This window comes from Agrobacterium sp. ST15.16.055, from assembly GCF_027956555.1.
GTDB lineage: Bacteria > Pseudomonadota > Alphaproteobacteria > Rhizobiales > Rhizobiaceae > Agrobacterium > Agrobacterium salinitolerans.
Map to the genome: position 1 here is coordinate 44,647 of NZ_JAQKGN010000005.1, position 20,686 is coordinate 65,332.

The 20,686-nt window shown below is 59.5% G+C and carries 28 protein-coding genes; 16 read left to right on the forward strand and 12 right to left on the reverse strand.

The genetic code is table 11. The annotated features are described in order from the left end of the window. Positions 1–15: 15 nt before the first annotated feature. The 3 genes from PL599_RS09955 to PL599_RS09965 form a co-directional block, all read right to left on the reverse strand. On the reverse strand, positions 16–1,308 hold the full coding sequence (locus PL599_RS09955; protein ID WP_173988940.1) for a dihydroorotase: 1,293 nt from the start codon (positions 1,306–1,308) through the stop codon (positions 16–18). Continuing rightward, complete coding sequence (locus PL599_RS09960; RefSeq protein WP_173986855.1) at positions 1,305–2,246, reverse strand: aspartate carbamoyltransferase catalytic subunit; 942 nt, start codon at positions 2,244–2,246, stop codon at positions 1,305–1,307. The genes PL599_RS09955 and PL599_RS09960 overlap by 4 nt, the downstream gene beginning before the upstream one ends. A 238-nt stretch (positions 2,247–2,484) precedes the next feature. Further along, positions 2,485–2,916 (reverse strand): DUF4440 domain-containing protein, encoded by a 432-nt coding sequence (locus tag PL599_RS09965; RefSeq protein ID WP_077982426.1) that lies wholly within the window; start codon positions 2,914–2,916, stop codon positions 2,485–2,487. Positions 2,917–3,252: 336 nt separating this feature from the next. Between PL599_RS09965 and PL599_RS09970 the strand changes: the two genes are divergently transcribed. The 7 genes from PL599_RS09970 (at position 3,253) to PL599_RS10000 (ending at position 7,906) form a co-directional block, all read left to right on the forward strand. Then, positions 3,253–4,905, forward strand: a complete 1,653-nt coding sequence (locus PL599_RS09970; protein WP_077982425.1) for an acyl-CoA dehydrogenase family protein — start codon at positions 3,253–3,255, stop codon at positions 4,903–4,905. 137 nt (positions 4,906–5,042) lie between these two features. After that, positions 5,043–5,654 carry a GNAT family N-acetyltransferase gene (locus tag PL599_RS09975; protein ID WP_269824016.1) on the forward strand — a complete coding sequence of 204 codons (612 nt, stop codon included), beginning with the start codon at positions 5,043–5,045 and terminating at the stop codon, positions 5,652–5,654. 63 nt (positions 5,655–5,717) lie between these two features. Next, the gene (locus PL599_RS09980; protein WP_137410213.1) at positions 5,718–6,014 is read left to right on the forward strand and encodes a type II toxin-antitoxin system ParD family antitoxin; all 297 of its coding nucleotides are present in this window, start codon (positions 5,718–5,720) and stop codon (positions 6,012–6,014) included. Next, positions 6,011–6,382, forward strand: coding sequence for a type II toxin-antitoxin system RelE/ParE family toxin (locus PL599_RS09985; protein WP_269824015.1), 372 nt, complete (start codon positions 6,011–6,013; stop codon positions 6,380–6,382). Before PL599_RS09980 ends, PL599_RS09985 begins: the two co-directional genes overlap by 4 nt. Before the next feature lie 154 nt (positions 6,383–6,536). Next, on the forward strand, positions 6,537–7,181 hold the full coding sequence (locus PL599_RS09990; RefSeq protein WP_269824014.1) for a TetR/AcrR family transcriptional regulator: 645 nt from the start codon (positions 6,537–6,539) through the stop codon (positions 7,179–7,181). Positions 7,182–7,457: 276 nt separating this feature from the next. Further along, on the forward strand, positions 7,458–7,592 hold the full coding sequence (locus tag PL599_RS09995) for a hypothetical protein (RefSeq protein ID WP_269834315.1): 135 nt from the start codon (positions 7,458–7,460) through the stop codon (positions 7,590–7,592). Continuing rightward, positions 7,589–7,906 (forward strand): DUF6105 family protein, encoded by a 318-nt coding sequence (locus PL599_RS10000; RefSeq protein WP_003521478.1) that lies wholly within the window; start codon positions 7,589–7,591, stop codon positions 7,904–7,906. Before PL599_RS09995 ends, PL599_RS10000 begins: the two co-directional genes overlap by 4 nt. On the opposite strand, the gene ruvX is transcribed toward PL599_RS10000, so the two are convergent. Together ruvX and PL599_RS10010 are read right to left on the reverse strand one after the other, a co-directional pair. Further along, positions 7,858–8,337, reverse strand: coding sequence for a Holliday junction resolvase RuvX (gene ruvX / locus PL599_RS10005; RefSeq protein WP_269824013.1), 480 nt, complete (start codon positions 8,335–8,337; stop codon positions 7,858–7,860). The genes PL599_RS10000 and ruvX overlap by 49 nt on opposite strands. Before the next feature lie 14 nt (positions 8,338–8,351). Beyond that, positions 8,352–8,654: an alkylphosphonate utilization protein gene (locus tag PL599_RS10010; protein WP_269824012.1), complete on the reverse strand. Its 303-nt coding sequence runs from the start codon at positions 8,652–8,654 to the stop codon at positions 8,352–8,354. An 84-nt stretch (positions 8,655–8,738) separates the two neighbouring features. Here PL599_RS10010 and PL599_RS10015 point away from each other — a divergent pair, with 84 nt between their 5' ends. From PL599_RS10015 to gatA, 3 genes are all read left to right on the forward strand, one after another. Further along, positions 8,739–9,443, forward strand: coding sequence for a metal-dependent hydrolase (locus PL599_RS10015; protein WP_269824011.1), 705 nt, complete (start codon positions 8,739–8,741; stop codon positions 9,441–9,443). A 125-nt stretch (positions 9,444–9,568) separates the two neighbouring features. Continuing rightward, complete coding sequence (gene gatC, locus PL599_RS10020) at positions 9,569–9,856, forward strand: Asp-tRNA(Asn)/Glu-tRNA(Gln) amidotransferase subunit GatC (protein WP_077982421.1); 288 nt, start codon at positions 9,569–9,571, stop codon at positions 9,854–9,856. A gap of 56 nt (positions 9,857–9,912) precedes the next feature. Then, a complete protein-coding gene (gene gatA, locus PL599_RS10025; protein ID WP_137410216.1) occupies positions 9,913–11,394 on the forward strand; it encodes an Asp-tRNA(Asn)/Glu-tRNA(Gln) amidotransferase subunit GatA in 1,482 nt (493 codons plus the stop codon). Between the two features lie 58 nt (positions 11,395–11,452). Here the strand turns inward: gatA and PL599_RS10030 are convergent, their stop codons facing one another. Further along, entirely contained in the window at positions 11,453–11,710 is a 258-nt protein-coding gene (locus tag PL599_RS10030; protein ID WP_142912140.1) for a YjhX family toxin, read from the reverse strand. Between the two features lie 275 nt (positions 11,711–11,985). Between PL599_RS10030 and PL599_RS10035 the strand changes: the two genes are divergently transcribed. Further along, entirely contained in the window at positions 11,986–12,495 is a 510-nt protein-coding gene (locus PL599_RS10035) for a GNAT family N-acetyltransferase (RefSeq protein WP_173988957.1), read from the forward strand. Here PL599_RS10035 and PL599_RS10040 read toward each other — a convergent pair. Further along, entirely contained in the window at positions 12,477–12,809 is a 333-nt protein-coding gene (locus tag PL599_RS10040; RefSeq protein WP_077982417.1) for a DUF1294 domain-containing protein, read from the reverse strand. The genes PL599_RS10035 and PL599_RS10040 overlap by 19 nt on opposite strands. A 151-nt stretch (positions 12,810–12,960) precedes the next feature. On the opposite strand from PL599_RS10040, the gene gatB reads away from it, so the two are divergent. From gatB to PL599_RS10065, 5 genes are all read left to right on the forward strand, one after another. Next, positions 12,961–14,466 (forward strand): Asp-tRNA(Asn)/Glu-tRNA(Gln) amidotransferase subunit GatB, encoded by a 1,506-nt coding sequence (gatB, locus tag PL599_RS10045; protein ID WP_191217642.1) that lies wholly within the window; start codon positions 12,961–12,963, stop codon positions 14,464–14,466. 208 nt (positions 14,467–14,674) lie between these two features. After that, positions 14,675–15,172: a GNAT family N-acetyltransferase gene (locus tag PL599_RS10050; protein ID WP_137410219.1), complete on the forward strand. Its 498-nt coding sequence runs from the start codon at positions 14,675–14,677 to the stop codon at positions 15,170–15,172. Continuing rightward, positions 15,169–15,642, forward strand: a complete 474-nt coding sequence (locus PL599_RS10055; protein ID WP_269824010.1) for a GNAT family N-acetyltransferase — start codon at positions 15,169–15,171, stop codon at positions 15,640–15,642. The genes PL599_RS10050 and PL599_RS10055 overlap by 4 nt, the downstream gene beginning before the upstream one ends. Before the next feature lie 109 nt (positions 15,643–15,751). Beyond that, positions 15,752–16,150, forward strand: a complete 399-nt coding sequence (locus tag PL599_RS10060; protein ID WP_269824009.1) for an NADH:ubiquinone oxidoreductase subunit NDUFA12 — start codon at positions 15,752–15,754, stop codon at positions 16,148–16,150. A 132-nt stretch (positions 16,151–16,282) separates the two neighbouring features. Further along, entirely contained in the window at positions 16,283–16,720 is a 438-nt protein-coding gene (locus PL599_RS10065; protein WP_269824008.1) for a DUF2155 domain-containing protein, read from the forward strand. 15 nt (positions 16,721–16,735) lie between these two features. Here the strand turns inward: PL599_RS10065 and aat are convergent, their stop codons facing one another. The 5 genes from aat to PL599_RS10090 all read right to left on the reverse strand — a co-directional run bounded on the left by aat (position 16,736) and on the right by PL599_RS10090 (position 20,563). Next, positions 16,736–17,350 carry a leucyl/phenylalanyl-tRNA--protein transferase gene (gene aat / locus PL599_RS10070; protein ID WP_173988968.1) on the reverse strand — a complete coding sequence of 205 codons (615 nt, stop codon included), beginning with the start codon at positions 17,348–17,350 and terminating at the stop codon, positions 16,736–16,738. Positions 17,351–17,356: 6 nt separating this feature from the next. Next, positions 17,357–18,703 (reverse strand): acetyl-CoA carboxylase biotin carboxylase subunit, encoded by a 1,347-nt coding sequence (gene accC, locus PL599_RS10075; protein ID WP_077982410.1) that lies wholly within the window; start codon positions 18,701–18,703, stop codon positions 17,357–17,359. A 12-nt stretch (positions 18,704–18,715) separates the two neighbouring features. Further along, entirely contained in the window at positions 18,716–19,207 is a 492-nt protein-coding gene (accB, locus tag PL599_RS10080) for an acetyl-CoA carboxylase biotin carboxyl carrier protein (RefSeq protein ID WP_269824007.1), read from the reverse strand. Positions 19,208–19,232: 25 nt separating this feature from the next. Next, positions 19,233–19,670 (reverse strand): type II 3-dehydroquinate dehydratase, encoded by a 438-nt coding sequence (gene aroQ / locus PL599_RS10085; RefSeq protein ID WP_077982408.1) that lies wholly within the window; start codon positions 19,668–19,670, stop codon positions 19,233–19,235. Positions 19,671–19,795: 125 nt separating this feature from the next. Continuing rightward, positions 19,796–20,563: a DsbA family protein gene (locus PL599_RS10090; protein ID WP_269824006.1), complete on the reverse strand. Its 768-nt coding sequence runs from the start codon at positions 20,561–20,563 to the stop codon at positions 19,796–19,798. Between the last annotated feature and the right edge of the window lie 123 nt (positions 20,564–20,686).

A 20,686-nucleotide genomic window follows, 5' to 3' on the forward strand; every position in this document is an offset into this window, starting at 1 on the left:
TCTCTGTTCGTGATCTTATGCCAAGGAATGAACGGCTTTGCCAGCCACATAAGTGGCGACAGCGCGGCCGCTGAAACGGGCATCCTCGAACGGCGTGTTCTTGGATTTCGAGACCAGCTGTTCCTTCGCCACGAGCCACGGCTCATCGAGGTCGATCAGCGTGATATCTGCCTTCGCACCGGCTTTGAGCGTTCCTGCATCCAGTCCGAAAATCTTGGCTGGGCGGGTGGAGAGCGCATCGATCAGCCGCATCAGCGGAACGTCGCCACTGTGATGGAGGCGCAACGCCGCCGCCAGCATGGTTTCGAGCCCCACCGCGCCGCTCGCCGCATCCGAAAACGGCAGACGCTTGGTGTCGACATCCTGCGGATCATGCGATGAGACGATGATATCGATCGTGCCGTCCTTCAGCGCTTCCACCATCGCCTTGCGGTCGTCTTCAGCGCGCAGCGGTGGCGAGAGCTTGAAGAAGGTGCGGTATTCGCCGATATCGTTCTCATTGAGCGTGAGGTGATTGATCGAGATGCCGCAGGTGGCCTTCACGCCCCGCTGCCGCGCAACGCGGATCGCTTCTGCCGATTCCGGAACGGAAATCTTGGCGGCGTGGTAGATCGCCTGCGTCAGTCCAGCAATGCGCAGGTCGCGCTCCAGCGGAATGATCTCGGCTTCCTTGGGAACGCCTGACAGGCCGAGCCAGCTCGCGAAAAGCCCCTCGTTCATGTCGCCGCCACCGATATATTTGTCGCGCGTCTCGAGCGCGATCACCGCGCCGAGTTCGCGGGCGTAGGTCATGGCGCGGCGCAGCACCAGCGTGTCGGAAAGCGCCTTGCGGCCATTGGTGAAGGCCACCGCACCGGCTTCCTTCAACATGCCGAACTCGGTCATTTCCTCGCCCCGCAGGCCCTTGGTCAAAGCGGCTGCGGGATGGACATTGACGATTGCCTTGTCGCGCGCCGTCTTCTTCACATATTCGACAAGCGCGATGTCATCGATCACAGGATCGGTATCCGGCATCATGATGATGCTGGTGACGCCGCCGGCCGCTGCCGCGCGTGAGGCGGATTCGATGGTTTCGCGGTGCTCGGCGCCGGGTTCGCCGACAAAGACGCGGGCATCCACCAAACCGGGAACGGCCAGCATACCCTTGTAGTCGCGAACCGTCGCCCCTTCCGGAGCGCCCTGATTATGTGCGTCCTTGCCAGCCGCCAGAATGGTGCCATCGGCGCCGATGACGATGCTGCCGGTCTCGTCGAGATTGCGGGAAGGATCGACGATGCGGAGGTTCTTGAGAACGGTCGCGGCACTCATACGCGCTCACCTTGATTTTGCGAAACAAGCAGGGTTTCCATGACAGCCATGCGCACGGCAACTCCCATTTCCACCTGGCTTTCAATGACGCTCTGCGGACCATCTGCCACTTCGGAGGCGATTTCCACGCCGCGGTTCATCGGGCCGGGATGCATGACCAGCGCATCTTCCTTCGCTGCCTTCAGCTTCTCGGCATCCAGACCGTAATAGTGGAAATATTCGCGCACCGAAGGGACGAAGGAGCCGGACATACGCTCACGCTGAAGGCGCAGCATCATCACCACATCGGCGTCCTTCAATCCTTCCTTCATGTCGTGGAAAACCTCCACGCTCATGTCGCGAATGCCGGAGGGAAGCAGCGTGGCGGGGGCAACGACGCGCACTCGCGCACCCATCTGGTTGAGCAGGATGATGTTGGAGCGGGCAACGCGCGAATGCAGCACATCGCCGCAGATTGCCACTGTGATACCCGAAAGCTCGCCCTTGGCGCGGCGGATGGTCAGCGCGTCGAGAAGCGCCTGTGTCGGGTGCTCATGCTGGCCGTCTCCGGCATTGACCACGGAGCAGGCGACCTTTTGCGCGAGAAGCGCGGCCGCACCGGCCGACGAATGGCGAACCACCAGCACATCCGGGCGCATGGCGTTCAGCGTCATTGCCGTATCGATCAGCGTTTCGCCCTTCTTTACCGAGGAATTGCCGACCGACATGTTCATCACATCGGCGCCGAGGCGCTTTCCGGCCAGCTCGAAGGAAGATTGTGTCCGCGTCGAGGCTTCGAAGAACAGGTTGATCTGCGTCAGCCCCCGGAGCGTCGAGGTCTTCTTCTCGCGCTGGCGGCTGATTTTTACCGCCTCGTCGGCCTTGTCGAGAAGCAGGGTGATATCCTGATGGGAAAGCCCCTTGATGCCGAGGAGATGGCGATGGGGGAAGAAGACCATGCGGTTTGCCTCCTGACGGGCGTCGCATTTTCCCGTGAAAATGCCCGGAACGCCCGAATGCTGATCCGCGCGCTCCCCTTCGCTGTGAACACGCCTCAGGAGTGCGGCGGAATTCGGTCCTGCGCTCTATAGAGACTGCATGGTCGCGGGGCAAGCGCCCGCAACTCCTGAAATGAAAACATGGCGATGTTTCCCCAATCCTCGAGGGCAAAGGGTCCTAAGACGGAAGGAACAGACATCAGACGATACCGTGTTCTTTCAAAAGAGCCTGTTCGTCGCCTGACGCCCAACCGAAAACCTTCGGTGTTCCATCCAGCCTCTGGACGAAGTAGTGAACATCGAAATCGATTGCGACATCCGGTTGCCGCTTACGGGCAAAGGTCGCAGTCCAGGCGACATGTGCCACACAATGATGTTCATCGATGGGCGAGATACGGAGATTGCGTATCCGCATCTCCTTCGTTCCGATCATCCGATAGCGCTCGTAACCCTTCATCATGACCTGCTTTAAGTGGTCATCGTTCTTTCCGGTCATCACCCCGGCGGGGGATGCGGCGATGAAGTCGGAGGCGTAGAGCTCGGCTATCTCCTCCACATCCATGTCACCCTCAAGAGACTTGTTGAAAAATCGCTCATATCGCTCGAAAAGCTTTCTTGCGCTGGCCTCCATGGTTCCCTCCCTGTGCAGCCGTTCATCAAGTCGCCAACCGAAAAAGCCCGTCGTGGGTTCCACATCTGGCTGCGGATTTTGGGGAATGCTTTATCTGTCATGCCACGTCAGTCGTGGCCGCAATCTCTGCGCGCCGCCGCTCAGGGCTGTTTCGGACGTTGCCGCCGGTCTTGCCGGAAACGTGTCTGGCATTCGTCGGGTCGGATACCTAGATCAGGGTCATTCCCGAAAATTGCTGATAGCGGCGGTTTAATCGTCCCAATCGCTTCCTGCGGGTGGAATTATGCAATATCACCCCACTATGCAACGCCAGTACAAAACAGCTAGAAGCAGCGGATGACCCAGAATTCCCGGATAGAAGAAACGCTCGCCGAACTGAACCAGCCAAACCTCTGGTCCGGTATCAACGCCTATCGTTCCGATCCGCTGATCGTCGACCTCACCTCCGGCCTGTCGCGCAATCTGAGGGACGAGTACGACCAGCTCGGCCGCTATGTCACGTCGCATGAGGCGCAGGAACTGGCGCGCATGGCCAATCAGGGCGTGCCGCAGCTGCATACACACGGTCCGCGCGGCGAGCGTCTGGATCAGGTGGAATTCCACCCCGCCTGGCACGCGCTGATGCGCCGTTCCATGTCGTCCGGCCTGCATTCCAGCGTCTGGGAAAATTCTCCCGATACGCGCGGCAATGAGCACAAGGCCCGCGCCACGAAATTCTATCTGACCTCGCAGCTGGAGGCGGGGCATCTCTGCCCGCTGACCATGACCAGCGCTTCCGTCGCCGCCATCATGGCCTCGCCGCGCGTGCAGAAGGAATGGGCGCCGAAGATACTCTCGCGCAAATATGACAGCTCGCAGAAGCCGGCCCTGCAGAAAACCGCCGTCACCATTGGCATGGGCATGACGGAAAAGCAGGGCGGCACGGATGTGCGCGCCAACCGCACCACGGCGGAGCGAGTGGGCGAGGGAATCTATCGCCTGTCCGGTCACAAATGGTTCCTTTCTGCGCCGATGAGCGACGGTTTCGTCATGCTCGCCCAGATGGGCGACGGCATGGGCTGCTTCCTCGTGCCGCGTTATCTCGAAGACGGTTCGAAGAACGGCCTGCATTTCCAGCGCCTGAAGGACAAGCTCGGCAACCGCTCCAACGCCTCCGCCGAAGTCGAATTCACCGATGCCTTCGGTTATCTGCTGGGCGATCCCGGCAGTGGTATTCGCACCATTCTCGACATGGTGACGCTGACGCGGCTCGACTGCGCGCTCGCATCGGCCGGCATGATGCGCGCCTCGCTTGCCGAAGCCGTGCACTATGCCCGCGGCCGTTCTGTTTTCGGCAAGATGCTGGTCACGCAACCGATCATGACGCGCGTTCTCGCCGACATGGCGCTGGATGTGGCGGCGGCCACTGCTCTCTCCTTCAGGCTGGCGACGGCATTCGACGCCGCCCGTAACAATCCGGCTGAGGCCGCCTATGCGCGGGTGATGACGCCCATCGTGAAATACTGGTGCTGCAAGATCGCGCCGGCGCTTATCTATGAGGCCATGGAGTGCCTTGGCGGCAATGGTTACGTGGAAGAGCGGCCGATTGCCCGCCACTACCGCGAAGCGCCCGTCAACGCCATCTGGGAAGGTTCCGGCAACGTCATGGCGCTGGATGTGCTGCGGGTTCTCCAGCGCGGCAAGGACCTGTTCGATCTCGTCTTCCAGACGCTGGAGCGCGATCTTGGAGCGGCCGGCAAGAAGACCACCGACGTGCTGCGCGCCGCGATCGCCCTTGCCGAGCGTGACGAGGGTGCGGCCCGCCTGCTGGTGGAGCAGTTTGCACTCGCGGCGGCTGCCGCCGAGCTTTGCCGCCTTGGCGCCGGCAAGATCGCCGATGCCTTCCTCGAGACCCGCCTGGCTGGCGGCTGGCGGCACACTTACGGCATGCTCGATTCCCGCTTCGATCCGAATTATATAATCGATCTTCTTTATCCGCCTGCATCTTGACCGATGCATGCGGATGAAGGTTTTGCAGTCCCGGCGGGAGGGGTCTCGGATTTGAAAAATAGCAATGGCGTGAGGCGTGTTCTTATCTGTCATGATGTCCTCGCGCGTCGATGCGCGGCAAGGGAAGGCGGCTGCCAATGCTGACCTTCCGTTCCGCCCGCGCCGAGGATGAAGACGCGCTCTACGCCATAAGCCTCGCCACCGGCGATGCCGGGCAGGACGCCGCCGCCCTTTACAAGGATGGCCGCATGGTCGGGCATATCTATTCCGTGCCCTATCTGCATCTCTGGCCCGATGCCGTTTTCGTGGCGGAGGATGAGGAAGGTGTGTGCGGTTATATCGTCGGCGCACTCGATACGGCGATGCACGAAGAGCGGCTGGAGCGGGAATGGTGGCCGCATCTGCGCAGCCTTTACCCCGATCCCGGCGGTGACCAGCGGACATGGGACGCCGACCAGCGTCGCGCCCAGTTCATCCACCATCCGCGCCGCACGCCCGCCTGGCTCACCGATCCGTTTCCGGCGCATATCCACATGAACCTCCTGCCGCGTACACAGGGCAAGGGCGGCGGCACCCGGCTTCTGTCGCGCTGGCTCGATATGGCTAGACAGAACAACGTCTACGGCATCCACCTCGGCGCCAGCGAACGCAACCATGCGGGCATGCGCTTCTGGGAAACCCGTGGGTTCAAACGCCTCGAAAGCCACGAAACGCCGGGTAGTGTCTGGTTTGGGATGGCGCTGGAGTGAGATTGGCAGATTATGCCAATCGATGGTATGGATAGGCATAAATGAAGTCCGGTGGAGTCTCCGATGCCAACGCGTAACGTCGTCCTGACACAGCATCACGAAGAGATTATAGACGAGCTCGTCAAATCCGGCCGCTATCAAAACGCCAGTGAAGTGCTACGTGAAGGCTTGCGGTTAATTGAGAGGCGGGAGCGCCTCGAGGCAGCCAGAGTGGAGGCCTTGAAGGTAGCGGCGCAACAGGGATTCGCCGACCTTGACCAGGGACGTTATACTGATGTTTCGGATGATGACCTTGACGATTTCATTTCCGCTTTTGGGCGCGAGGCTGAAGTGCAGCTCGGCAAGTCCGACGACGGATGACGACATATCGTCTGTCCGACGCCGCACAATCGGACATCATCGAAATCCTTGGATGGACCCACGCGACATTTGGAGTTGCAGCGAGAAAACGCTACGAAAAGTTGCTAGCAACTGCGTTGCGTGATGTTGCTCGCGATCCCCTGCGTGCCGGCACGACTATTCGCGCTGAACTTGGTGATGACGTGCGCTGTTATCACCTTCGTTATAGTCGTGAGCGGGCAAAAAGCGAAACAGGTCTCGTTAAAACCCCGAGACATTTGTTACTTTATCGTGCACTACGACCCGGTTTGGTGGGCGTCGGTCGCGTTCTTCATGATTCGATGGAAATCGAACGTCATCTTCCGGCCGACTATGGTGATACCTCCTAAGAATGTCTGGAGGCGTCCCTGTCCTGTGCCGAAAACGGTATGGCGGACTCGTCATCCACAGGAACCTTCTCACCATCCATCCCGCCACGTTGTTCTTCCGCACACGCTTTGTTAACCCGTTGAGAGAGGCCTTTCAGAAAACGGGTAGGGAATCATGCTGGCGACCGCAGAGGCGATTTCAGCCGACAGACCGGAAAAGCGCATCAAGGATCGCGCTCAGACCGAGAAGGCGATTTTTAATGCGGCACGGTCGCTGCTTGCCGAAGAGGGGTTTCAAGGCTTCGGCATCAACGCCGTTGCCCGCCGCGCCGGCTGCGACAAGCAGCTCATCTATCGGTATTTCGGCGGCCTTGATGGTCTGATCGAGGCGATCGGCGAGGATCTCGGTTCCTGGGTGAAAGATCGCATTCCCGAAGACACTGGCGGCATGTTTCTGCTGACCTATGGCGATCTCATGGAAAAGCTGGCGCTTTATTTCATGGATGCGCTGCGCAGCGATGCTCTCGTTTGCAAGATCATCGCCTGGGAAGTGTCTGACGGGTCACCGCAGGTGCGTCAACTGGCCGAAGCCCGCGCCAAGTCGCTGGGCAAATGGCTGGAGCGCATGCGAGGCTCGCTCGCTGCGCCGAAGGGTGTGGATACCGCCGCCGTCAATGCTGTCCTGTTCGCCGCAATTCAGCACCTCGTCATTTCTGCTGCCACCAGCGGTCAGTTCGCTGGCGTGCCGCTCAAATCAGATCGGGACTGGGACAAGATCACCACCGCCGTCAAAAGACTGGTGCGCGGCGTTTACGGCTGACACGCGTTGCCGGAGCTGATGGGAACAGCCGAGGCAAGCCCGAAATTAACGAAAAATCAGCCATGTTTTCACCGGGCGCGCAACCGCCCGGTGCTTCCGTCCGTTCACAGGAACACATTCTTTTCCACAACTCGCCCGACCGCCATTAACCATAATAACAGCTTTCATTTGCCTCGCCCTGGCTGCCGGTCCAGTGTGGATTAACGAAATGTTAACCATGCGCAATGACTGCGCATAAGGGAGCCGCAAGTGAGCCGCTGGACAGCTTTAGGCGTCATGATGACGTTTTTTGTGATGCTGCCGTTGGATATCGACGCGCCGGCGCTGAACCTCTGCCTGATGGCTGCGGTGCGCTGGGCGGTGCTTGCCGGCTTTCCCGATACGATGTTTATACGGGGGCAGGCGGCATGAAGTGGTTTCTTATCCTATGGGCCGGTCCCGTCGCATTGCTGGGCAGCTGGTACTGGCTCTCCTATTACGACATGAGCTTCGGCTTCTACATGCTGACGCGTCAGACCCATGATCTTGTGTTCGAGATTTACGGCAATATTCTCGGTCTTCCGCCGGAAAGCCTGCCGCCGCTGGTGGCGCGCGCCATCGCGGTCGACAGCCTGATCGTTTTTGCAATTCTCGCATTTCGCAAAAGAAAGCAGATTGCTGCCTGGTGGCAGGGCCGTCAGTCGGCGGCGCGGGTGAGTGCGGAAAGCCTGTCCAGCGCGCCCTGAAGAATAAAGCTTGCGGCGGCTGAATCGATGCGTTCGGCGCGCTTGGCGCGTGAGACATCCATTTCCAGAAGCGCGCGCTCTGCCGCAACGGTTGAAAGCCGCTCATCCCAGTAAACGAAGGGCAGGGCGGTTTTTTCGCCCATGGTGCGCACGAAGGCGCGGGTTGCCTGCACGCGGGGTCCGGCGGAGCCGTCCATGTTCATCGGCAGGCCGATAATGAAGGCGGCGACCTTTTCCTTTTCAGCGAAGGCCAGCAGCACCTGGGCGTCCTGTGTGAATTTTACACGCTTCAACACCGGGCGCGGTGTCGCAAAACGCCGTGACAGATCCGACATGGCAAGCCCTATTGTCTTCGTACCGAGGTCTAGGCCGGCAATAGCCTGGCTGGGCTGAAGCACCTGCGCCAGTTCCTCAATGGTGAGTGTCGCCATGTCTCGCGCTGTCCTTACCGCTTCCGGACGAATTCGGTGCGCAGCACCAGACCCTTGACCGCATCATGCCTGCAATCGATCTCTTCGGGATTGTCGGTCAGGCGGATCGACTTGATGACGGTGCCCTGCTTGATGACCGTACTGGTGCCCTTGACCTTCAAATCCTTGATCAGGGTGACGGAATCGCCATCTTCAAGCACATTGCCCGCCGCATCGCGTACTTCATTCGCACGCGCCGCTTCTGCAGCCAGTTCGGAAGCGGGTCGCCATTCACCGGTCGCCTCGTCATACACGTACTCGTCATCATTTGCGGCCATGGTCGCCTCTCTTAAATATTGGTAGTGCGGTTGTTCAGGCCGTCCTATGTCATACTATACCGGCAATACAAAGGAGAACTTCCCATGAAAATCACCTGGCTCGGCCATTCCGCCTTCCGCCTTGAAAACGGCAGCGCGAAGATCCTCATCGATCCGTTCTTCACCGGCAATCCCGGTTTTGCCGGGCAGGATGCGAAGTCGGCGGCCGAAGGCATCACCCATATTCTCCTCACGCATGGCCATGGTGACCATGTCGGCGATACCGTGCAGCTTGCCCGCGAAACGGGCGCGACCGTGCTGGCCAATGCCGATCTTGCCGCCTGGCTGTCCGCCAAGGGCGTCGCCAAGGTCGATATGGGCAATACCGGCGGCACGGTCCATTTCGACGGCTTTTCCGTCACCTTCACCAATGCACTGCATTCCTCCGCCCAGATTACCGAAGATGGCGTCTCTCATTCGCTCGGCAATGCCAATGGCCTGATGCTGCATTTCGAGGACGGCCCGGCCGTCTATCACATGGGTGATACCGACATCTTCTCCGACATGAAACTCATCAACGAACTGCACCAGCCGGATATCGGCCTCGTGCCGATCGGTGACCGCTTCACCATGGGCGGTGCCGTCGCGGCGCTCGCCTGCCAGCGCTTCTTCAATTTCGGCAATGTCATTCCCTGCCACTACGGTTCCTTCCCGATCATCGACCCGACACCGGAAAAGTTCGTGGCCGGCATGGAAGGGGCGCAAGCGCGTGTCCAAACGCCGAAGGCCGGCGATACGCTGTCCTTCTGAAGCTGCGTGAGAGCATGTCGTTGCCGCAAAACCGCTCTGCAGTTTGACACGACATGCTTTCTACCGTTGCGAAGGACGGACATGGTGATTATAGCGGGTAGGAAAATTCCTACCGGAGTAAAACCATGTCCGTCGATCTCGCCACCGTAAAGCGCGTTGCGCGCCTTGCCCGTATCGCTGTCACCGAAGATGAAGCGCAGAATATGCTCGGCCAGTTGAACGGCATACTCGGTTTCGTGGAGCAGCTTTCGGAAGTGAATGTCGACGGCGTCGAGCCGATGACGTCAGTCACCCCGGTGGAGATGAAAAAGCGCGCCGACGTGGTGACCGACGGCAACAAGGCGGAAGACATTGTCGCCAATGCGCCTGCGACCGACCGGGACTTCTTTATGGTCCCGAAAGTGGTCGAATAACCCGACCGCCGTTTGCCGCCTGATTTTTCCGAGATTTTCGAAAGCCGTTGCCGACCATGACCGACCTGACGAGCCTGACCATTGCCGAAGCCCGCGCAAAGCTGAAAGGCAAAGAATTCTCCGCCCTAGAGCTGACCGACGCCTATCTCTCCGCCATCGATGCGGCCAACGGCGCGCTGAACGCCTATGTGGCAACGACGCCGGAAAAGGCGCGCGACATGGCAAAGGCCTCTGATGGCCGTATCGCCTCCGGTGCCGCGGGCGAGCTGGAAGGCGTTCCGCTCGGCGTGAAGGACCTTTTTGCCACGCGCGACATTCACACGCAGGCCTGCTCGCACATCCTCGACGGCTTCAAGCCGAAGTATGAATCCACCGTCACCCAGAACCTCTGGGATCAGGGCGCCGTCATGCTCGGCAAGCTCAACATGGACGAATTCGCCATGGGCTCGTCGAACGAAAGTTCCTGGTACGGCCCCGCCATCAACCCCTGGCGCGCCAATGGCTCCGAGCAGAAGCTGGTGCCCGGCGGCTCTTCTGGCGGTTCCGCCGCAGCCGTGGCCGCGCATCTGTGCGCCGGCGCAACCGCAACCGACACCGGCGGCTCCATCCGCCAGCCAGCGGCCTTCACCGGCACCGTCGGCATCAAGCCCACTTACGGCCGTTGCTCGCGTTACGGCATTGTCGCTTATGCTTCCTCGCTCGACCAGGCAGGACCGATTGCCCGTGACGTACGCGACGCCGCAATCCTGCTCAAGACCATGGCAAGCGTTGACGCCAAGGACACGACTTCTGTTGACCTTCCTGTGCCGGATTACGAAAAGGCCATCGGTCAATCGCTGAAGGGCCTGAAGATCGGTATCCCCCGGGAATACCGTGTTGACGGCATGCCGGACGAAATCGAAAAGCTCTGGGCCAAGGGCGTGGAATGGCTGCGTGATGCCGGTGCCGAGGTGGTCGATATCTCGCTGCCGCACACCAAATACGCGCTTCCCGCCTATTACATCGTCGCACCGGCGGAAGCCTCGTCCAACCTTGCCCGTTATGACGGTGTCCGCTACGGCCTGCGCGTCGATGGCAAGGACATTGCCGACATGTACGAAAAAAGCCGCGCTGCCGGTTTCGGCAAGGAAGTGCAGCGCCGCATCATGGTCGGCACCTATGTGCTGTCGGCCGGTTATTACGACGCCTATTACCTGAAGGCGCAGAAGGTCCGCACGCTCATCAAGCGCGACTTCGAAAACGTCTTCCATGAGGGCGTTGACGCGATCCTAGCGCCCATCACCCCATCTTCTGCTTTCGCAGTGGGTGACGAGGAACTCGCCTCGGATCCGGTGAAGATGTACCTGCAGGACGTTTTCACCATCACCGTCAACATGGCCGGCCTTCCGGGCCTCTCGGTGCCTGCCGGTCTCGACGGCAAGGGCCTGCCGCTCGGCCTGCAACTCATCGGCAAGCCTTTCGAGGAAGAGACATTGTTCAAGACGGCCCATGCCATCGAGCAGGCTGCCGGCAAGTTTACCCCCGCCAAGTGGTGGTGAATCCATCCACCAAGTTTTGTACAAGAACGGGCGGCATCAAGTGCCGCCCGTTTTGTTTTCAGCGATTGTCCAACTCACCGCGCACGAGCTCCAGCCCGCGCGTGGTGATGCGGTAGGGCTTGCCGCCGGAAGAGGCGATCGCTCTCTTCCGTTTCAGCTTGCGGAAGGTGAGGAGATCGAGGCCGCTGAAAATCCAGCCCTCGCGCGTGAAGAGCGAGATTTTTTCGATTTTACGGGCATCGTCTCGAACGAGTTCAATTCTGCCGCCCTGGGCGAGCAGGTGAAGAATGCGCTGTTCGGCGCGGGAAATGTCCATTTTTTGGAAGTCCGGTCGGCGTCACATGGACGCGTGAAAGCAAACCCGGGTGCCGTTAAGGCAGCCGGCTCGGTTTCATCTGGCCCGGCGCGCAAGAAACTTGCGGGCAGGGCCTTTACCGGGACTCCGATTGAGCGAACATAAAAACTCCGTTCTTGCTTCTTTTGGATAGCGGGCAAGTCCAGCAGGGTCAAGGCGGTGGCTTGCCCAGCAAAAGCACGCTGGCCGAATCACACTCGCAATGGTTTAATTTTTACGGCCAAGGAGGGCGCGGTTTGATCGTCATTCGCAATGCGCATGAGCGGGAAGCGGAAGTCCTTGCGGCCATCGGCGTCAGGGCGTGGCGGCAGGCGACCGCGGCGCTGGGAATCACCTCCACGCTTTACGACAATGCGGCCAGCGCCTTTTCCAATTTCACCCGCTCATCATGGCTTGCCATCCGCGTCGCGGAACTTGGAGGCTCGGTTGCAGGGTGGGCCGCGCGGGAGCATTTTGACGAGGTTATTTCCGACTTCTGGATCGATCCCGATTTTCAACGGAGGGGCGTCGGCAGCCGTCTGCTTGCAGATATTGAAAGACTGATAGAGGACAAGGGCTTCGAGACCATCCGGCTTGAGACACATGCCCAGAACGAACCGGCAGTCGCCTTTTTCCGCCACCATGGCTATAGCGTGCGCTGGCTTTCCGTTTCTTATGCGCCGAAGCTGGACCGCGAGGTGCAATCGGTGGGGCTGCAAAAACAGTTGGCCGAGATCGAGAGTGGCCTTTACGGACCCGGGTTCTGAAACAGCGTTTTCAGCGCAACCGCCAACCGCACCGGCCAGTCCGGCATGATGGCGAGCGATGCGAGAAGGCCACTCTGCAATATCACGATGGACAGCAGGATACTGCGGAACGGCTCCTTGCGTGTTTTGTGCCGTAACAGATGTTGGGCCGACACGGCCCCCAGGCTGCCGCCGACGAGAGCAAGCAGGAGCAGCGTGCTTTCCCGGATACGCCATCCGCCCTGTCTTGCGGCTTCCTTGTCCCACCAATAGACAAGGAAAACGAAGAGATTGAAGCCGATATAGGCGATGAGGCAGAAGGTCATCGTGTCCATAGCGTGATTTGAAACCGGCAAGCGTAAAAAAGGCGTGTCCGGCATTGGCGAAAATCGTAGGCCGGTGGCGAGAGGGCGCAACATGTCTTGCGCCCGCGCTGCATTTGTTCTACCCACCAAGGCCAAAGAACCCGTATATCGTGAGCTTCAGATGACCCTTGTAGACGTGCGCACCCCCGACCCGAAACGCTTCATTCCCGGCGCCACCGGCGATTGGGAAATCGTGATCGGCATGGAGGTGCATGCGCAGGTTCTCTCCAATTCCAAGCTGTTCTCCGGTGCCTCCACCACCTTCGGCAATGCGCCGAACTCCAACGTGTCGCTGGTCGATGCCGCCATGCCCGGCATGCTGCCCGTCATCAACGAGGAGTGCGTCAAGCAGGCGGTACGTACCGGTCTCGGCCTGAAGGCAAAGATCAACAACCGTTCGATCTTCGACCGCAAGAATTACTTCTATCCGGATTTGCCGCAGGGCTACCAGATTTCGCAGTTCAAGGACCCGATCGTCGGTGAAGGCACCATCACCATTTCGCTCGGTCCAGACCGTCAGGGCAATTTCGAGGACATCGAGATCGGCATCGAGCGCCTGCATCTGGAGCAGGACGCTGGCAAGTCGATGCACGACCAGCACCCGACCATGTCTTTCGTGGACCTCAACCGTTCGGGCGTGGCGCTGATGGAAATCGTCTCCAAGCCCGATATGCGCTCTTCGGATGAGGCCAAGGGTTACCTCACCAAGCTGCGCTCCATCGTCCGTTATCTCGGCACGTGCGACGGCAACATGGATGAAGGCTCCATGCGCGCCGACGTCAACGTTTCCGTGCGCCGTCCCGGCGAAGGTTTCGGCACGCGCTGCGAAATCAAGAACGTCAACTCCATCCGCTTCGTCGGTCAGGCCATTGAATATGAGGCGCGTCGCCAGATCGCCATTCTGGAAGATGGCGGCGTGATCGATCAGGAAACCCGCCTGTTCGATCCCGGCAAGGGCGAGACGCGGTCCATGCGCTCCAAGGAAGACGCGCATGATTACCGCTATTTCCCGGACCCTGATCTGCTGCCGCTTGAATTCGACGATGCTTTCGTTGAGGCGCTGAAGGTCGATCTGCCGGAGCTTCCTGACGACAAAAAGGCACGTTTCGTGGCCGATCTCGGCCTGTCGGTCTATGACGCCTCGATCCTCGTTTCGGAAAAGGCAATTGCCGATTATTACGAGGCGGTTGCTGCCGGTCGCGATGCGAAGGCCGCTGCCAACTGGGTCATCAACGATCTGCTCGGTGCACTGAACAAATCGGGCAAGGATATCGAGACGACCCCGGTTTCGCCAGAACAGCTCGGCGGTATCATCGATCTCATCAAGGCCGAGACCATTTCTGGCAAGATCGCCAAGGACCTGTTCGAGATCGTCTGGAACGAGGGCGGCAATCCGGCTGAGATCGTCGAAGCCCGCGGCATGAAGCAGGTGACCGATACCGGCGCCATCGAAAAGGCCGTCGATGAAATCATCGCCGCTAACCCGGACCAGGTCGAGAAGGTCAAGGCGAAGCCAACGCTCGCCGGCTGGTTCGTCGGTCAGGTCATGAAGGCGACGGGCGGCAAGGCCAACCCGCAGGCGGTGCAGGCGCTGGTCAAGGCCAAGCTTGGCATTGAAGACGAGTAAGCGGAGGCTGCCTCTTGCCGTAGAAGCATTGAGGCCGACAGCTCTCATCCGTCATCCTCGGGCTTGTCCCGAGGATCTAACGACCCACAAGGTCAAACGTGCTCAGATCCTCGGGACAAGCCCGAGGATGACGTCGAGTACGAAGGACTGACATCACTTCTGCCGGGATCAACGCCCGGCTTTTTCTATTCTGAGACGGAGCCAAATCATGTTTTTCATCCGCACGGCAGGTCTGCGAGATATCGAGCCCGTACGCACGTTGCTGGCCACGACATGGCACGCCACCTATGACGCGATCTACGGCGCGGACAAGGTGAACGAGCTGATTGCCGCATGGCATTCGCCGCAGGCCATGAAGGACCGGGTCGAGAAAAAGGGCGGCGAGTTTCTGGTGGCCGATGACGGCAAGCGGATCGGCGGCATGGCCTATGGCTCGATGTCCACCAAGATGGCGAAGACCGCCCTGCTGCACCAGCTTTATGTGGCGCCCGATCTTCAGCGGCAGGGTGTCGGCCGCGACCTCTTCGCGGAGCTTGAAACCTGCTTTCCGGATGCGGAAATCATGCGGCTGGAAGTCGAACCTAAAAATACTGTCGCAATCGCCTTTTATGAAGGCGTCGGATTTGTCGAGGTGGACCGAATCGAGCGCATGGCTGGCATCGAGGGGCTGCCCGGCATCGTTATGGAAAAGAGCCTGACCCGATGAATGCGACCTTGGAAAATCTTGTAATTCGAACGGCGCGCGAAAACGATGTGCCGGCGCTTGCCGCCATATTTGCCGCCGACGAGATCGGGGGCCACGGCGATACGGCAGACGAATCGGCGCAGCCCGATTATCTCGCCGCCTTCCGGGCCATCAAGGCGTCGCCGAGCGAAACGCTTTATGTCGCTGAACTGGATGGCGAGGTGGTCGGCACCTTCCAGACGGCGATCCTCACCAAGCTCGTCGGGCGAGGGGCGAAGTCCATGGTGATCGAGGCAGTGCAGACGCGGGCCGATATGCGCGGTCGCGGCATCGGTGCGGTGATGATCAATTTTTGCCTGGAAGAAGCCCGCCGTCAGGGTCTGAAAGCCGCGCAGCTCACCTCCAACATGGCCCGGCTAGACGCGCATCGCTTTTACGAGCGGCTCGGTTTCGAGAAGCGGCATCTGGGCTTCAGGATGAAGCTGAAATAGCGCGGATATATCTCGAAATGCTGGACAATTGCCGTGAGGGGCGGCATAAGCATGTCTTGTGCCGTGCACGGAAAATCGCTGCGGCGCATTCAAGCCCGAGGAACGTAGAATGAAGACTCTCCTGACGCAAATCTTCACCTGGTGGAACGGCCAGACGATCGGAACGCGGTTTCACACCTGGCGCTTCGGCAAGAAGGTAGGACAGGACGAGTTGGGCAATACCTATTACGAAGGCGGCACCACCTCCTGGGGCATGCCGCGCCGCTGGGTGATCTACAATGGTTATGCTGAGGCCTCGGCCATTCCGCCCGGCTGGCATGGCTGGATGCATTACCGCACCGACGTGCCGCCGAGCCAGGAAAGCTACGTTGCGCGTGACTGGCAAAAGCCGCACCAGCCCAACCTCACCGGTTCGTCCAATGCCTATCGCCCGCAGGGGTCGCTGGCTGTGGCCGGCGAGCGCCCGCGCGTAACCGGCGACTACGACGCCTGGAACCCCGGCAACTAAGCAACTTGTGATGCGCGGTGTTGTGCAAAACACCGCGCTTGTATCCGCCCTCACCGGTTTTTGCCACATTCCGCCCTTAGGCGTTGATCCGGTCGGCGGTTCGACACAGGCAAATATTTGGAGACATATCGTATGAGGAAAATCACGCGGGATCGTTCTTTGCGTGCGCTGACAGTCTCGCTGTTTGCAGCGGTCTCTGCTGTTCTCCTCGTATCACCCGTCTCCGCCGCCCGTCTCGAAAACCGTGTGGCGGTGTTTTCCGGCATCGACAAGATCACCGGCCGCATCACGTCTTTCGATGTCTATATCGATGAGACCGTGCAGTTCGGCGCGCTTCAGGTGACGCCGAAAGTCTGTTATTCCCGCGACCAGACGGAAGCCCAGAAGATCGACGCTTTTGTCGAGGTCGATGAAATCACGCTCGACCGCAAGATCAAGCGAATTTTCACGGGCTGGATGTTCGCCGACAGTCCCGGCCTCAACGCTGTGGAACACCCGATCTACGACGTGTGGCTGACGGGCTGCAAGCAGGATTCTGACGTTCCTGCTCCCTCTACGGCAAGCAGATAACCTTACGTAAAGTCTTCAAAATTGCAGACTGGGCCGGTTGACGGCAAGGTCGAGCATTTTCGTATAATCCTGCTTCGGTACGTCAATCGCGCCGAACGTCTTGAGGTGCTCTGTCGTAAATTGCGTGTCGAGCAGGGTGAAACCCTGCTGTCGCAAGCGCTCCACCAGATGCACGAGGCAAATCTTCGATGCATTGGTGCGGCGGGAAAACATGCTCTCGCCGAAGAAGGCGGCGCCCAGCGAGACGCCGTAAAGCCCGCCGACAAGTTCCTCGCCTTCCCACGCTTCGACACTATGGGCGTGGCCGATCTGGTGCAACTCGCTATAGAGCCTGCGGATGACGGCGTTGATCCAGGTGCTCGGTCTGTCCGGCGCTTCCGCCGCGCATCCAGCCATCACCGCTTCGAAAGCGGTGTTAAAGCGAATCTCGAACGGCTTCCTGCGCATCGCTTTGGCGAGGCTTTTGGAAACGTGAAAACTATGGAGGGGAATGATGCCGCGAATTTCCGGCTCGACCCAGAACAGTTCCGGATCATCGGCCGAATCGGCCATGGGAAACAGGCCGGCTGAATAGGCGCGCAGCAGAATATCGACCGTTATGTCGTTATTTCTGCTGCGCCGCCCAGCCATATCGTCTTAGTGAGACGCGTCACCGGCCAGATATTTTTCCAGCCAGTGAATATCGTAATCGCCGTTCAGAATATCTTCGTTCTGCAGAAGATCCTGGAAAAGCGGCAGTGTTGTCTTGATGCCGTCGACGACGAACTCATCCAGCGCGCGACGCAGGCGGCGAATGCACTCGTCACGGTCGCGGCCGTGAACGATGAGCTTGCCGATCATGCTGTCGTAATAGGGCGGGATCTTGTAGCCCTGATATGCACCGGAATCGACGCGAACACCAAGACCGCCCGGCGTGTGGAAATAGGTCAGCGTGCCCGGTGAGGGAACGAAGGTGCGCGGGTCTTCGGCATTGATTCGGCATTCGATGGCGTGGCCATGGAATTCGATATCCGCCTGCGTGACCGACAGGCCCTGGCCTGAAGCGACCCTGATCTGTTCCTGCACGAGATCCATGCCGGTAATCGCTTCCGTTACCGGATGCTCCACCTGCAGACGGGTATTCATTTCGATGAAATAGAACTCGCCGTTTTCATACAGGAACTCGATGGTGCCGGCGCCGCGATATTTCAGCTTGCGCATGGCGCTCGCGCAAATTTCGCCGATCTTCATGCGCTGTTCGACGGTCAGAGCCGGCGAATTGGCTTCTTCCAGCACCTTCTGGTGACGGCGCTGCAACGAGCAATCGCGTTCGCCAAGGTGAACGGCATTACCTTCGCCATCGCCGAACACCTGCACTTCGATATGGCGCGGCTTGCCGAGGTATTTTTCCATGTAGACCGCGTCGTTGCCGAAGGCTGCCGCCGCTTCGGAGCGGGCCGTCGCAACGGCCTCTTCCAGATCGGCTTCGGTCTTCGCCACCTTCATGCCGCGACCGCCGCCGCCCGCCGTCGCCTTGATGAGGACGGGAAAGCCTATTTCGCGAGCGATCTCAAGGGCGTTTTCAGGCTTCACTTCGCCGTCGGAGCCGGGAACAACGGGAATACCAAGCTCCATCGCCGTCTGCTTGGCGGTGATCTTGTCGCCCATGATGCGGATATGTTCGGCGGTCGGTCCGATGAAGGTGATGCCGTGCGCGTCGAGAATATCGGCGAACTTTGCATTTTCCGACAGGAAGCCGTAACCGGGATGAACGGCGTCCGCCCCGGTGATTTCGCAGGCCGCAACGATCTGGTGGATGTTGAGGTAGCTGTCACGCGAAGGCGGCGGGCCGATGCAGACGCTCTCGTCGGCAAGGCGCACATGCATGGCATCCGCGTCGGCCGTGGAATGCACGGCCACCGTCGGAATGCCAAGCTCCTTGGCGGCGCGCAGGACACGTAGCGCAATCTCGCCGCGGTTGGCTATGAGGATCTTCGAAACCATGCTGAACCGCCTTTATTCGATGACCACGAGGGCTTCGCCATACTCCACAGGCTGAGCGTCGTTGACGATGATTTCCACGACCTTGCCGGACTTGGGAGCCGGAATCTGGTTCATGGTCTTCATGGCTTCGACGATGAGGATGGTCTGGCCTTCCTTGACCGTTGCACCCACTTCGATGAAGGGACGTGCGCCCGGGGCAGGCGAAAGATAGACCGTGCCGACCATCGGCGAGGACACGGTGTTGGCCGGGTTTCGGGCAGGTGCTGCGGAGGACGCAGAGGCTGCCGGCGCGGCTGCGGCCGGCGCAGCAAGGGGGGCTGCCGCCGGTGCGGGCGCATAAGGAGCAGGCGCTGCGGCATAGACCGTGGCGGCGGGAGCGGCGCGGGAAACGCGGATGCGCAGGTCGTCCTGCTCCACTTCGATTTCCGAAAGGTCGGTATCGTTGAGGATATTCGCGAGTTCGCGGATCAGTTCCTTGTCGATACCCTGTTTCTTTTCAGACATGACAAACCCTATTCTTTGTTTCTTTTTATGCCGTGATGTTTTTCAGCGCGTGAAGCGCCATGATGTATCCATATGGTCCGAAACCGCAGACCATGCCCTTAGCCGCGGGTGATACCATCGATTTGTGACGGAACTCTTCGCGGGCGTGGATGTTGGAAATGTGCACTTCCACGACGGGCGTGGAAATCGCGCGAATGGCGTCATGCAACGCGATGGATGTGTGGCTGTAGGCGCCGGGATTGATGACGACGCCAGCCGCCCGCTCACCCGCCTCCTGCAACCAGTCCACCAGCACGCCTTCGTGGTTCGACTGGCGGAATTCCACTGCGAAACCGAGATCGGCACCGGCTTGAAGGCAATCATTCTCGATGTCCTTCAGCGTCTTGCCACCATAGATACCCGGTTCCCTTTTTCCCAGCATGTTGAGATTGGGGCCGTTGATGACGATGATGATGTTGCTCATTCACGTTTCCATAAGAAAATCAGCGACACCTATAGACTGCGCAGCCGTCAAGGAAAAGCCCCCGCAAGCCCTAAACCGGCCGCTGGGCAGGCATCTCACAGGGAATGCAGTGGCTTTTTTAGCAATCAGGAGCAGGTGGCTTTTCCACAGCTGCGCATATTGGCGATTTTTTCCTTCAGAGGGTCGGCGCCGACCGCACCGAAAACCGCCTCGTCGCCGACGATATAGGACGGCGTTCCGGTGATGCCGAGGCTGTTGGCCAGCTTGTAGGTTTCCTGCACCTGCGCATCATTCGGGTTTTCCGCCATCGACTTGCGGATGTCTGCTTCCTTGAGGCCGAGCGAGGTCGCGACTTCCATGGCGCTGTCCTCATTCGCCCGTCCGCGACCACCAAGCAGGGTGCGCTGGAATTCTGCGTATTTGGCCGGAGCAAGCAGCTTCACGGCGTTGGAGACTCGGTGGGCCGCAACCGATTCCGGTCCGAGGATCGGGAATTCCTTGAGGACGACGCGCACCTTCTTGTCGCCCTCCAAAATCGCGTCCATATCGCCCATGGCGCGTTTGCAGTAACCGCAATTATAGTCGAAGAACTCGACCAGCGTCACATCGCCATCCGGGTTGCCGAGCGCCAGATCGTATTCTGATTCGAAGATGGTCTTCTTGTTGTCGGCAACGGCTTCCGCCGCCTTGGCGTTGCGCGCCGCATATTGTTTGCGCTCAAGCGCATCCTGAACCTCGAGCATGATTTCCGGGTTCTCGATCAGATATTGCTTGATGAACTCGCCCATTTCCTTCTTCTGCTGCTCGTCGAGCGCATGGGCGGGCAGGGAGGCGAATACCGTTGAAAGGGCCGTCACGCTGGCAAGAAGGGTGGAACGGAGAAAATGCGCCATATCGGTCCTCATTCTTTGCGGCCGGAGCCTCTTGAAATCTTATGAAGGCAATTACCTTACTTTAAGCCAAATGCCATACGGCAAAAATACTTGTCCGCATTATGATCGCATGATTGTGAAGAT